A 12,788-nucleotide genomic window follows, 5' to 3' on the forward strand; every position below is an offset into this window, starting at 1 on the left:
CGGTTGATCCGGGGTTTTTTGTGCCTGAAAAACGCCGCTTTAAACAGTGTGTTTATTGCGGACTACAGAAAAGTTTCGAAGTGAGTGATTTCCCACAAGCACGTCTTACATCCAGTCGCAAAATACAGGCTTTTTTTGAACAGCCGGTTTATTCAAACCGCTCTGGCACGGCCGTAGACTCGGTGTTTATGAGAAAGAACACTAGCGGTCCAAGATTCAAGGCACTCCTGGAAGCAGCGAACATCACCACCACGGGATTCGCAAAGTTCTGGGGCACGGAAGCCCAAAACATTCATAACTGGTACACCCGGGGCGTCCCGGCGTATCGCATGGAGGAAGTCTCACGCCTGCTCTCGGTCAACAGCGAGTGGCTGAAAACCGGCGAAGGCAGCAAAGAGTCACCCCGCCTGCAAACGCCTGCCAGCAACGGCGACACCTTCGACGCGCAGTCCGTCAACGGCGTCTATTCCATCATCAACCCCAACGACATCGAACTGCCGTTTTTCAAGGAAACACCGCTCAGCACCGGCGCCGACAAAACCCACGTCATCCTCGACCCCGAGCAAACCGTTCGCCTGCCCCGCGCCCATCTCGCGCAACTGGAAATCCGCCCAAGCGACGCCATCTGCGCGCACATGATCGGCAACAGCATGGCCGAGCGCATCGAAGACGGCTCCATCGTCGGCATCGACCGCGGCCTGACCCAGGTGGTCGACGGCGAAATCTACGCCATCGAACACGACGGCATGCTGCGCATCAAATACCTGCACCGCATGCCCGGCAACGCCCTGCGCCTGCGCAGCCACAACAGCGCCGAATACCCGGACGAAATCTTCCGCGCAGCACAAATCGATGAGCAGCGGATACACATTCTGGGCTGGGTATTCTGGTGGTCGACCCTGGGCAAACGCCGGCCGGTGGTACCGTTTCTCTGATCGGATACGGATCTTCAACCCTGCACCAAACCCTGTGGGAGCGAGCCTGCTCGCGAAGAGGCCCCGAAAATCAGTACAAATTACGAATTTTGCCCCCCGCAGTGGCTCTATTCCGCAGTTGAGGCTGGGAATCCCCAACAAAACTCAGTATCCTGCGCCCCACATTTGCGCATCGCCCCGCTCCCGCGGCTCAGATGACGCCTGACGCGGCAGACCAACGTCTGACCAAGTCCCACAGCCGGACGCAGATCCGGGTGTACGTTTTGAAGGCTGACGCGGTTTACCAAAAATAAACCAAGCCAGTCCCCGAGAAGCCGGCCACAAGCCGGCTTTTTAATGCCTGCCTGAAAGCAACGTTATCTTGACGAGCTCGACAGATTAACCGGGCAGCACCCGCCACTCAGGCATCGCAATAAGCCATTAGCACATCCGCCCTAATTGCCCCGCGCCCAACCTCACCACTAAATTTCCATTCTGTTTTTGTGCATTACAAAAGCGCCAAGGAATGGAGCAACACCATGTCGTCGTTTTTCAAACTCAATCAATCCGTTGTTCTACTGACCGCACTCCTGACCGCTACCTCTTCAGCCATGGCAGAGGAGCAGAAGCTCGTCGGTGACTGGTGGATCATTTACGGCAACGGCGTTCCCCACAAGAACATCATGTATGTCGCCGACAGCACTTCAGTCGTGCCGTCGAAGCAGACCAAAGGGGCCAAGTTGGTCGCCGTGACGCTGGTGTATGAGGAACCCGGCAAACCGATGATCGATGCCTATAACCTCGAAGTTCAGTGTTCGACGAACAAGGTCCGAATTCTCAACGGCCAGTCCGTAGATCGCATCGCCTACATGATGCGCAACCTGAAAGTTAATGACCAATGGCAGCAGCCGAAGGAGTTCTGGGTGCAGCGCACCAGCGAGTTCGTTTGCTCACCTGCCAAAAAGGACATGATCGCGCTGGGCAAGATGGAGTACCTGCAGATGATTCAGGGTATGCAGCAGATGTTCTTCAAACTGGCGCCGATTCAGGAGAAAGGCCAGATGATGGATAACCTCGACTCGATCCTGGGCAACAAGTAAGCGGCGGGAATAACGATGAACCCATGGACTAAAACGTTATTGGCGCTGCTGATAACGCCCGCCGTTTTGCTGATCAATGGCTGCCACTTGATTGCCCAGTCGCGCTGGGAAGGACGCGATGTTCAGGAAGCGCTCGATCTGTTCGGCAAACCTGACTCGATGAAAAAACAGACCGGGGCCAACGGCGAGAATCTGGCTGTGCTCACCTGGTACAAATCGTCCAGTTGGACCACCACGGAAGCGGCCGGTACTTCAATGAATCACACCGGTAACGGCATGGTTTACACCGAGTACTACGAGACGGTCGGTCACAGTTCCGATTGCAAACTCGAAGCCACCGTCAACAAGGCGAAAAAGATCGTGCTGTTCAGGATCGAGGACGGAAAGATCATTCACGGCAAGTGCATCAACGTGCCGTTCGTGCCTGGTTACATTCCGCCTGGTTTCTAGTGCAACCCTGAGCAGGCTGCTGCTCAGGGATAGCTGAACGACTTCACAAGCGTCAGTTCACCCACCGCCCGCATCGGCACCACAAACGTCTCCATCTTCTCGCTCGGCGTGCCTTCCTCGGTAATCACCGTCACCTGCGCCGTGGTCAGCGGCTGCACCGCCTCCTCCCCGCCTTCATCATCCCCCCGATAACCTCCGCCGAAGTAGTTCACATACACCAGATATTGGCCCTTGATCGGTGCCGGCATGGCGAAGATTTCCGGGCCATAGCCGGTGGTGACGTCGACGTCGAGCGCGGCGCCGTTGGGTGCGACGCGGTCGCCGTACCAGATGTGCGCGCCGTCGGGGGTGATCAGGTGCAGGTCGAGGTCGGTGCCGTCGCTGTCCCAGGAGAGCAGCACGCGCAGTTTGGCCGAGGTGGCGCCGCCGCTGGCGTTGAGGAACTGCGTGCGATGGCGTTGCTGGCCGTCGGGGCTGCGCACTTCGATGCTGTTGCTGCCGTTGGGGAAGGAGAACGGGCGGTCGAAGCGGCCACTGTCGTCGATTTTCAGCGGCATGCTGACACCGTTGACGATCAGCCGGCCGGGATCCTTGCTCTTGGGGGTGGCTTTGATTTCGCCGCTGATGCGCGCGGTATTGGCCTGGCCGACCGGGGTGTTGACCGAAGAGGCTGGGTAGTTGACGGTCTGGCGGAAGTTCTCGCCTTCGCCCTCGGGCGCGCCGGTGCGCCAGCCGCCGACCGGGGTGTCGAGTTTGACGCTGTCAGCGGCCATTGCCATCGGCCATGCATTGAACGCGCAGAGCAACAGCAAGACCTGTGGATAACGGAGTGTCATGGTCTATTCCAGCAAGAGGTGACGGGCGAGCCCTTCGATGTAGGTTTCATCCTGGCCATTGGGATGTGCTTCAAAGGCCAGGTGCAGGTATTCGTGAGTCAGGTCGAGGCGATCCTGCAGCGTGAGCACGCCGCGCACGTAAATGCGCTGGCGTTCGCGATCGACAAACGGGCGGCCGAACGCCAGTTTGCACACGGCGAACGAGCTGACTTCGTTGTAGCCGGTTTCGCTTTCCAGCGTCGGACGCCAGCCGCGACGCTGCTTTTGCAGCCAGTCCTGTGCGGCGGGCAGTGCTTCGCAGGAAGCAACCGGGTTGTCCCAACGGCTGAGGCTCGCGCGCGGATAGGCGTGCAGCAGAATCGCGTCGTAGCGCTGGCCGGCGTTGGCCTGCTCGACGGCTTGTTGCCAAGCGAGTTTGTCCGGGCCGGGTTGATCGGAGTGATAGGTGACGGTGCTGCCGGCCAGCACCAGATCCGCGGTCCATGCGGCGATGTTGCGCGACTCGGCGGAGGCCGGGCGTGGGGCGACGCGCTGACGGTTGCTGCTGTCGTCGATGCTCAGGCAATCGCCGTTGCGCGTGGCGTTTTGCAGCAGATAGGTGCGGATCGCCACGGCCAGTGCCTTGGCAGCTTCGGCGGGTTCAGGTTTGGCTTCGCGCTCAAGGACGCGGGCGACGTATTCTTCGCGATCAAGTCTGGCGACCAGTTTGTCGTCGAGCAGAAACAGCTCACCGGCGCTGTGGATATCCAGCGCGTTACCGTTGGCGAACTCGACGCGGTAATCGCCCTGCAATGGGCCCGAAGTCACCACCCGATCACCGGCCAGAACCCGGGAAACGGGATAACGCGAAAACAGACCGACCTCAACACAACGCCCTGCTTCCGCCGGCCACGAAGAAGGCAACACTGTCGCCAACGCCTGTCCGTAATGGCGCAAAACCATCTGACTGGTACCACGCCCACTGGCCCAGATCGGCGAGCCGTCCGCCGTCCAACCGGCGAAACCGCCCTGCCGCGATTGCGGATCCTGATCGCCGAGCCAGCTCCAGGTTTTCACCCGCAAGCGCCCGCCCAGCTCACCGACCACATTGCCGTCCGCCGCATTCAGCACGACGTCGAGCAACACGCGGCGCATCTGCTCCCGCGCTGGCAGCACCGACAACACCTTCAGCAAGTCAGTCACGGAAACCCGCGTGGCCGGCTGCACGCCTGGCAAATCCAGCAACCACGAAGGCGCCTGCCGCACCTGCCAATACGTGCGCCAATCGGCAGCAGCGATGCCCAATCGCGCCGGCTCAAAGTACAAGCCGCAGGATTTGACCAACGCCTGATCACGCTCGATCCTGCCGCCCGCCGAGCAGCAATAAACCTCTTCCTTCGACTGCCCGCGACATTCATACGCCGGCTCGCGCGCACCGGTATCCACCAGCCACGCATAGACGAACAATTTCCACAGACTGCCCAGCGGCGTATCCAGCGTCGACGGCAAGGGCTCGCGGGCGGTCAGTTGCGTCTGATTCAACGACAGCAACTCGCCCTTGTACGCCAGCCGCAACGGCTCATCCTGCGCCGTCGCCAGCGCAGGCATCACACACATCAACAGCCACAGCAGCGGCCGGTTCATGTCAGTTGACCGTGACCTGACCGAGGGCGGCTTTCGCTTCCCGGGCCTGATGCTGCGGCGCGTAGACCTGAGTGAAACGCACCGGCGGCAGGTTGAACTGACCCTTCTGCGAGAAGCGCACCAGATGGCGCAGACGCAATTCGCCGCTCAGCGCATCCACCGGCACCGCGTAGGCCAATTGCCCCGGTTCGAAGCGCGCCTTTTCCAGCGCGGTCGGCTCGGTGCCGTCCTTGCCCTGCAACTTGATCCCCCAGGTGGTGCGCTCGACATCGGCGCCCGGTGGCAGCGGCACTTCGAGCATGCCGTAGCGCAACGGTTTCGGCGCCTTGCTGGTGAGGATCACTTCGTCCAGGTACAGGCTGTCGCTGGACAGCGGCTTGTTGCCGACCGGTTCCAGTTTGAAGGTGAATGCCTCGTCGCCCGGCACCAGTCGCGACAGGCGCCGGGCGATGGTCACGGCCATTGGATCGACGGCCGGTTGCTGGGTCTGGAAGCTCAACGCTGCCCGCAGCGGACGCTCCTGAGTGCCGGACACCGACAACACGCTCGGCACCGGCGTCGCACCCTGCCAGGTCCAGAACATCTCGCCGGTCGCGCCGTAGTTTTTCTTCCAGCCTTCACCCGGCAGCAGCGCGATGGTCGGCGAGGCCTGAGCGATGCTGCGTTGCAACCAGCTCAGCGCCAGGGCGCGTTCGAGGGTCGATTGCTGCGGCAACAGACGTTGCAGCAACGCCGTCGCCCGCGCCTGATCGAACGCTTGCAGCGACAGGTTCAGCGCTTCGGCAAACGGCTGCGAACTGACCGCCAGACGCTGTTGCGCGGCGCCAACCTGACGATTGAATGCGTCCGGCAACGCAACTTTCGACTGGGTCGCCAGCGCCGCAGTCAATACCCGCGCCGCCGCCAGCCCGAGCGCCGAATCCGGATCGCTCATCACCAGGCTGTCTTCACCGTCACCCATCAGGGTTTCGGCGCTGCCCTCACCGGCCTTGGCCAGATCGTCCATCAAACCGCTGAGCAGGGTATTCACCGGCAGGTGCATCTGCTTGGCGAACGACAGAATCAGTGCCCGCTGCAGCAGCGGCGTGTTCGGCGCTTGCTTGGCGTAGACCTCCAGCACTCGCTGCCAGTGCTCCGGTGGCAAGGTCAGTTCCAGCACCTGACTGGCGTTCCAGTCGGCGTAGTAGGCGTAAGCGGTGAGGAACGCGTCCGGCTCGCCGTCGAAGCCCCACCAGGTGAAGCTCGCCGACGGCCCGGCCATTTGCACCAGACGCAGGCGGCTGTTCTGCATGATCAGGCGCAGGCGATCGCGGATCTGCGGGCTCGACGCCAGCGACGGATAAGCGATGCTCAGCGGCAGCAAACGGCTGGCCGTCTGCTCGACGCCGCCGTACGGGTAGCTCAGCAGATCGTCGAGCGCGGAACGGAACAGCGCTTGCGGACTGTCATCCAGACGCAGACGAATGTCGGTGGCGTCGGCCGGCAGGCTCAACGGGGTATCGCCGCTGGCCACGACGAGGCTCTGGGTTTGCGTGACTTGCCAGCCGTCACCGGTCGCGCTCAGGCGCACGGCGAGGGCGTCAGCGGTTTTGCCGTCCTGCACCAGCTCGGCGGTCCACTCACCCGAGGCCAGGGCGAACGCTGGCAGCGGCACGTAGTTGATGCCGTTGATCAGGGTCACCGGCAGGCGCTGTTCGGCGCCAGCGTAATGGGTGACCAGTTCAGCCTTGACCGGTTTTTCGGCCTGGCTGAAGGCGAACACACCGAGCTGTGGCTGATCGCCCTTGCGGAATTTGCTCGGCCCGCTCCACTTCAGGTACAGCGGTTTTTCCGAACGGACGAACTGCTTCTTCTGCCCGACCTGACCGTCATCGGCAATGGCCCGGGCGGTGATGCGCCAGCGGGTCAGCGAGTCCGGCATCTTGAAGGTGAAGCGGGTTTTGCCGTCGGCACCGGTCAGCAATTCCGGTTGCCATGCGGCGGTGTCGACGTCTTCGCGACGCGGACGCTCCAGCACTTTCACCCCACGTTCGCTGCGGTTGGCCTTGCCCGGCGCGCCGGGGCTGCCCGGCAACGCCACGTCGTAACTGATGAACGACAGGCTGGCGCTGGTGCGCACATTATTGCGACGCGGGTGGTAGAAGAACTGGTCGATGGTCGGCGCGACTTCCGGTTGCAGCGCGTAGACCATTTCATCGACAACACTCACCGTCAGATGCGCCGGAACTGCTTTACCGGCGAACTGCGTAGTCAGGTCGACGGTCACCGTGTCGCCCGGCAGATACACCTGTTTGTCGGTGCTGATCGCCACGTCGATTTGCGGGGCAATCACTTTGATCCCGGCGTTCTGGAAGCTGTACTGCCCGCCCTTGGTGTAGAGCACCGAGAAGGTCAGGTTCGGCGCGAAGTTGTCCTTCACCGGAATGCGCGCGCGGTATTGGGTGTCGCTGAGTTTTTCCAGTTTCAGCCAGTCGCCGCCCTTGGCCAGCAGCGCGGTGGCTTCGACCTTGTCGCGCTCCAGCGACAGCAGTGCATCGCTGACCGGCTCAGGGAAGGTGATCAGTGCCAGCGCTTCATCGCCGGCCTTGTACTCGGGCTTGTCGAGGACGATTTCCACGGTGCCCGGCACCGCTTTGACACCGTCGCCGGTGACCGAATGGCCGGTGGCGCCGAGGACGCGACCGTGTTGATCTTTCAGCGTCAGGTTGTAAGTACCCGGACGCTCGAAGGCCAGACTAAAGCCTTTGTCAGTCGCCGCGAGTTTGCCTTCGCCAGTGCTCTGGTCTTCCAGACGCACCCAGCTGTAGCTGCTTGGGGTCACGGCTTTGCTCTGCTCGCTGCCGCCCTCGTTGGCGTAGCTGAACGCGACTTTGTCTTTGACTGCGCTGAAACGTTGCGGCGCGCCCAGGCGGAAGCTCGCGGCGCCACGGTCGATGAGGATTTCCTTGGTAGTCTTGACCCGATACGCCGCGCCGTCGCTGGCGAACACGGTGAGCATGTAACGGCTCGGTTTGTCGGCGGCCGGCAGGTCGAGTGTCGCGTTACCCTTGCTGTCAGTGGTCAGTTCGGTGCTGGTCAGCTCCACCGGGAATTGCCCGAGGTATTGCAACTCGTTGTCGACCATCGACAGTTGCTGGGCACGCAGGCTCAGGCTCAGTTTGGCGTTGGCCACCGGTTTGCCGTCCGGGTACAGCAGCACCAGACTGCCCTTCACCGGCTCGCCGGTGCGGTAATCCTGCTTGGCCAGATTCAGCGAAATTTCGAAGTGCGGCTTGATGTACTCGGCCACGCGGAAGGCGCTGCTGTAGGCCTGATCCTTGTAGTTGAAGCGGATCTCGTAACCACCGGCCACAGCGTTGTCCGGCAACTGGAACCGGCCCTGGGTACCAGCCTTGGAATCGAGTTTCAGGTCGAGGCGTTGCAGCTCGGTGCCGGTGGCATCAAGCACACTGACGTTGACGTCAGCAGCGCCCGGCAGCACCGAATCCCGCGCATTCTTGAACTCGCGACCGACGATTTTCAGCGACACCCAATCCCCCGGGCGATACAGCGGTCGGTCGGTGAACGCATAGAGTTTGGTGTCGTAGATTTCGCTGTCGTAATAGAAGTTTTCCGAGACGAACACCCCGCCCTCTTCGTCCTCGCCAATGACGAACGAACGCTCGGGGCTGACGTGTTTCAGGCGCAGCAAACCATCGGCATCAGTGGCACCGCTGCTCATCACGCCGAGGCCGTCAGTCCACAGCACATTGACCTTCGGCACCGAACTGCCTTCGTGTTTGCGTGCGGCCCAGACCAGCAATTCATCACCGGCAATCTTGCTCACTGCCACGGTGTTGGAAACGAAGACCATGGTGGTCGCGCGATACTTGCCGATCAGCGCTTCGACCAGGTACAGGCCCGGCTTCAGGTTGCCCAACGGGATGTACACGTTACCCGGCGCAACGCTGACGAACTCGCTGGAAGACCCGGCCAGATTGACTCCGGCCGGCGGCTGGATCGGCTTGGCCTGCCACAGCGGATAGCGGAACTGGCTGACCACCGGCAGGCCCGGAATCAGCGCGAATTGCGGCTGCGCGTCGTACGGCGTCGGCGCGGCGATGGCGTTGCCCATCTTCAGTTCCGGCACTTCCTCGGTGACCTGCTTGCGCGACTCGTAGGAGAACGCGCGCTGCATCACCCGCCGCGATTTGCGGTACCAGTTGTCCCACAGGTACGCGAGGGTGTTGGACAGGCCCTCGCCTTTGAACTGACCGTCGCTGACCACGCGGTGCAGGTTCTTCTGACGTTTGAGGAAATCCAGCGGCTTGTCGATGCGATACACGCGAATGTCGGCGCCGCCATAGGGTTCCATACGAAAGCGGCGGTAGTCGCGGCCCGGCGCCTCGAGTCGGACCATTGCCTGCTCGTCGGCGGCGAAACTGCTGTCGGCCAGCAGGAAGAAGCTTTCACCAGAGACCGGCGTGTAGCCGCTCGGCTCCACCGAATCTTCAGCGTTGACGGTCGCCAATGGCAGCAACAGTGCCAGCAGCAGAGGAATTCGAGCGCAGAGTCGCAGCATGCGGGCACCGGTCATTGGGAGAGAAAGTTCAGTCGATAGACGCCGATGAAGTTGGGGTTGGCTGCGTCGGGTATCCATCGGGTGTCCTTCCATGTCATGAGTTGCTGCAGGCTTGCCGAACGCATGCCGTTGTCAGTGGGGGTGGTGGTGCCGGTGTGATAGGCGATGTAGCGGCCCATCCAGATCATCAGGTGCTGGTCGTCGCCCTGATCGAAAAACATCAAGTCGCCGGGGCGTGCCTGGGACACGTCGCGGCTGACCAGATGGCTGTTGAACTGAATCAGTTTGATCGCGTTGACGTACGGCCCGACCTTGCCGCCGCCCTGCTGCCATTGCTGGGCGAGCTTGCGCTGCTCATCGCTGAGCGTGAGCTCCGGCGGCAGGTAGCGATTGGACAGGCCGTTGCTGCGCAGCCATTTGTCGTCGTGGACTTTCAGCGCTTCGTTGGCGGCGAAACGCACGAGCCCGGCGCAGTCCTGCTGATACCAGCGCGGGCTAGGGCCCTGGCTCAGTTGTTCCTGAGCGATGCGCACGAACCAGGCGCGGAACACCTGGGACTGCGCCGGATCCAGCGCCGGCGTTTCGACGGCTCGGGCGCCCGCGCTGAGCAGTAGCGCGAGCAGGCCGAGGCTGCGGATCAGTGTCGTCACAGCGCTTTCCACTCCAGCGGCAGCCATTGCCAGTGGCCGTCAGGCTCGCTGCCTTCCGGCAGGGTCAGGGCGTATTTGCCGTAGCCGCCGAGGGTGCGCAGTTTCGGAATCAGGTAGGTTTGCGCGGCGTTGTAGAACACCGGCTCCATGTCCTGCGGCAGGCTGTCGAGGGTTTCCTGCTGCATCAGTTGCGCCATCGAATCCGGACCGAAGTAGATCGGCATCAGCACATCTTTCGGCAGCACGTCGGCCATCGGCGGGAAGCGCTTGTCGAGAGTACCGAGAGCCTTGTCCACCAGTTTGTCGTCGAGGGAAAACAGCAGCGTCGAACCGTGACGGGCGAGGCTGACTTTCATGAACGCTTTACCGCTAATCGCATCCGGATTCTCGGCAGTCTTGGCGGCGTACGGGCCGAAATTGGAGCTGACCTGACGCTGCCAGACATGGCTCTGGCCTTCCTGTTTCTCGACCACCGGGAATGCGTGTTCATCGACATTCGTCTCGTAGGCGCCCACCATCGAACCGAACAACGTGCCCAGGTCGCCATCGAGCTTGCCGCTGTCCTCGTCCTTCAGGCTGGCAACCAGCAACGGCGTGTACAACCGCGAATCGGCGTACCAGCACAGGCCCGCCGCGCCAGCCACGTGTTCGGTGAGTTTCTGCGCCACCGCTTCGTCGGCGCCGAGTTTCACCAGCAGCGGTTTCTGCGGTTCGGCCGCTACCGGCAAGGTCACGCAGGCACTGGCGCCCAGCGGCATGGCTTGCCACACCGGTTTGAAATCGAAGTCCGGCTGATTATCCAGTTCGTCCATGGCGAGGTAGCTGTGCCAGCCCTTGTCGTCCATGTCGAAACGCAGCCCGGCGAAGTTCGGGATGAAGCGCTGATAGCCCATCGCAAGGACGCTGGAATTGACCGACAGACGCTGTTTGATCTCCGGCGCCTTGGCCGGTAGACCGAAGGCCTCGGGGAACAGTTTGTCGCCGTTGAGCAGCGCTGCCAGCGCTTGCGGCGAGACGTGCCCGGACTCTTCCGATTCGCCACTGGCCGGGTCGTAATATTTGTTCGGGTTGGACAGCACCACCAGTTTGTCGCCGCGCGACGCGAACAGCAGCGATTTGCTGGCGTTGTAGCTGAGCTGGTACAGCGGCACTTCGTCGCTGCCGACCTTGAGGCTGCCGAAGACGCTGAGTTGCGAATCGTCCAGCGCCACTTTCGCCAGCGGTTCGAGCAGCTTCGCCAACCCGCCGCGATCCATTACCAGCAGAAAATCCTTGAGCCGGCCATCAGCGCCACGCCACAACGCCACATCGGCCGGTTGATCGAAAAGCTGTTCGATCAGGCTGTCCTGCAGCTTCAGGTCGTGTTCGTAGATGATCCGGCGCAGGCTACCGATCAGCCCCAGGTGATCGGCGTGGGTTTCGTAATAGAAGACGAAATCCTCAGTGAGCGTAGCCTTGAGGAACGGCACCGTCAGCAGGTCCTTGGGCAACTGGCTCAGGGAGCGGGTTTCCAGCAGCGCATCCGGACGACTCAGGCCGAGTTTGTCACTGGCCAGTGCCGCCGCCGGCACCTTGGGCTTGTGCAGCAGCCAGCCAAGACCACCGGCCACCCCGGCCACCAGGACCAGGCCGATCAGCAGCGCCGGCCAGCGCCGGGAAGGTTGGCCGGCAGGTGTCGGGACGGCCGGAGAAGCAGCGTTATCACTCATGTTCACAAAACCCGAAGTTCATCCGTGGTGCGGGATGCTTAATAGTTGAAAGTCTTGACCAGCAGCAGATCACCGATCGCCCGCAGGGGCACGATGAATGTTTCGCGTTTTTCGTCGACCGTGTTTTCGTTGAGCACCAGCGTGATTTGCGAGGTGATCACCTCGTTCTGATTGCTGGCCTCCTCGAAGTTATAGCCGCCGTCGCCGAAGTTGCCCCAATAGTTGACGTAAACCAGATAGGTGCCATGCAGCGGCGCGGTCATGGTGAACATTTCCGGGCCGGGGCCATCGACACCATCCGGGTCCAGACCGCCGCCGTTGGTCAACGCCGTGTGGGCGAAAAACGCATGCTGGCCGTCGGGCGTAATGATGTGCAGGTCGAGTTCGGCCTTGGGATCGTCCCAACCCAGCACCACACGGATTTTCGCCGGCGTGCGCAGGTTGTTCGCTTCGTAGAACTGCACACGCTTGAGCGACTGGCCCTCGGCACTGCGCACTTCGACACTGTTGGAACCGGCGCCGAACGCATACGGCCGGGCGAAACGCCCGTCATCGTCGGTATACAGATTCAATGGATTGCCGTTGACCGCCAGCGTGTGCGGCCCGCGCTGATTGCCGATGGCCTTGAGCTGGCCCTGAATCATCGTGCGATTGCGCTGAATGCCGCGATCGATCGGCGGCGTGGGGTAGGCGACTTGCGGGTTTTCACTGCGGTCGAGCAGACCGTTGTAACGCCAGCCACCGGATGGCTCAGACAGCTCGGCAATCGGCGCCGCCCACAGCGCAGGCGCGCAGGCCAAACCGATCAGCAGCCAAAGAAATGAACGCATGTAATGCCTCCTGCCATGCCTGAACGAAACCTTGCACCCGATCCTCGGTACTTCACAGCGGTGGAAACTGCGTTTCGTCTGAAAGACCCGTGACTATGGGGTCGTAGAAGGCGCG

9 protein-coding genes are annotated in these 12,788 nt (G+C 61.8%); 3 read left to right on the forward strand and 6 right to left on the reverse strand.

The genetic code is table 11. The features are described from left to right. Positions 1-188: 188 nt before the first annotated feature. The 3 genes from ACM6I7_RS27080 to ACM6I7_RS27090 all read left to right on the forward strand — a co-directional run bounded on the left by ACM6I7_RS27080 (position 189) and on the right by ACM6I7_RS27090 (position 2,464). On the forward strand, positions 189-935 hold the full coding sequence (locus tag ACM6I7_RS27080; protein ID WP_414889591.1) for a S24 family peptidase: 747 nt from the start codon (positions 189-191) through the stop codon (positions 933-935). Positions 936-1,453: 518 nt separating this feature from the next. Next, a complete protein-coding gene (locus tag ACM6I7_RS27085) occupies positions 1,454-2,014 on the forward strand; it encodes a hypothetical protein (protein WP_414889592.1) in 561 nt (186 codons plus the stop codon). A 15-nt stretch (positions 2,015-2,029) separates the two neighbouring features. After that, the gene (locus ACM6I7_RS27090) at positions 2,030-2,464 is read left to right on the forward strand and encodes a hypothetical protein (protein WP_027612917.1); all 435 of its coding nucleotides are present in this window, start codon (positions 2,030-2,032) and stop codon (positions 2,462-2,464) included. A 23-nt stretch (positions 2,465-2,487) separates the two neighbouring features. Here ACM6I7_RS27090 and ACM6I7_RS27095 read toward each other — a convergent pair whose 3' ends face one another. Genes ACM6I7_RS27095 through ACM6I7_RS27120 form a run of 6 tightly spaced genes read right to left on the reverse strand, consistent with a single transcriptional unit; the run spans position 2,488 to position 12,673 of the window. Next, a complete protein-coding gene (locus tag ACM6I7_RS27095; protein ID WP_096796320.1) occupies positions 2,488-3,300 on the reverse strand; it encodes a YfaP family protein in 813 nt (270 codons plus the stop codon). 3 nt (positions 3,301-3,303) lie between these two features. Beyond that, positions 3,304-4,923 (reverse strand): DUF2300 domain-containing protein, encoded by a 1,620-nt coding sequence (locus ACM6I7_RS27100; RefSeq protein ID WP_414889593.1) that lies wholly within the window; start codon positions 4,921-4,923, stop codon positions 3,304-3,306. A 1-nt stretch (position 4,924) separates the two neighbouring features. Then, positions 4,925-9,499 (reverse strand): alpha-2-macroglobulin family protein, encoded by a 4,575-nt coding sequence (locus tag ACM6I7_RS27105; protein WP_414889594.1) that lies wholly within the window; start codon positions 9,497-9,499, stop codon positions 4,925-4,927. Beyond that, positions 9,496-10,161, reverse strand: a complete 666-nt coding sequence (locus ACM6I7_RS27110) for a DUF1175 domain-containing protein (RefSeq protein ID WP_045121987.1) — start codon at positions 10,159-10,161, stop codon at positions 9,496-9,498. Before ACM6I7_RS27110 ends, ACM6I7_RS27105 begins: the two co-directional genes overlap by 4 nt. Beyond that, entirely contained in the window at positions 10,131-11,843 is a 1,713-nt protein-coding gene (locus ACM6I7_RS27115; RefSeq protein WP_414889595.1) for a DUF2138 domain-containing protein, read from the reverse strand. Before ACM6I7_RS27115 ends, ACM6I7_RS27110 begins: the two co-directional genes overlap by 31 nt. A gap of 38 nt (positions 11,844-11,881) precedes the next feature. After that, complete coding sequence (locus tag ACM6I7_RS27120) at positions 11,882-12,673, reverse strand: YfaP family protein (protein ID WP_285373992.1); 792 nt, start codon at positions 12,671-12,673, stop codon at positions 11,882-11,884. Between the last annotated feature and the right edge of the window lie 115 nt (positions 12,674-12,788).

It is taken from the genome of Pseudomonas sp. IT-93MI4 (assembly GCF_949767635.1).
Taxonomy (GTDB): domain Bacteria; phylum Pseudomonadota; class Gammaproteobacteria; order Pseudomonadales; family Pseudomonadaceae; genus Aquipseudomonas; species Aquipseudomonas putida_A.

Bases quoted from the DNA above. Each gene is read 5' to 3' on its own strand.
- ACM6I7_RS27085 (WP_414889592.1), top strand. From the start codon at position 1,454: ATGTCGTCGTTTTTCAAACTCAATCAATCCGTTGTTCTACTGACCGCA.
- ACM6I7_RS27115 (WP_414889595.1), bottom strand. From the start codon at position 11,843: ATGAGTGATAACGCTGCTTCTCCGGCCGTCCCGACACCTGCCGGCCAA.
- ACM6I7_RS27105 (WP_414889594.1), bottom strand. From the start codon at position 9,499: ATGACCGGTGCCCGCATGCTGCGACTCTGCGCTCGAATTCCTCTGCTG.
- ACM6I7_RS27090 (WP_027612917.1), top strand. From the start codon at position 2,030: ATGAACCCATGGACTAAAACGTTATTGGCGCTGCTGATAACGCCCGCC.
- ACM6I7_RS27110 (WP_045121987.1), bottom strand. From the start codon at position 10,161: ATGGCTGCCGCTGGAGTGGAAAGCGCTGTGACGACACTGATCCGCAGC.
- ACM6I7_RS27120 (WP_285373992.1), bottom strand. From the start codon at position 12,673: ATGCGTTCATTTCTTTGGCTGCTGATCGGTTTGGCCTGCGCGCCTGCG.
- ACM6I7_RS27080 (WP_414889591.1), top strand. From the start codon at position 189: ATGAGAAAGAACACTAGCGGTCCAAGATTCAAGGCACTCCTGGAAGCA.
- ACM6I7_RS27100 (WP_414889593.1), bottom strand. From the start codon at position 4,923: ATGAACCGGCCGCTGCTGTGGCTGTTGATGTGTGTGATGCCTGCGCTG.
- ACM6I7_RS27095 (WP_096796320.1), bottom strand. From the start codon at position 3,300: ATGACACTCCGTTATCCACAGGTCTTGCTGTTGCTCTGCGCGTTCAAT.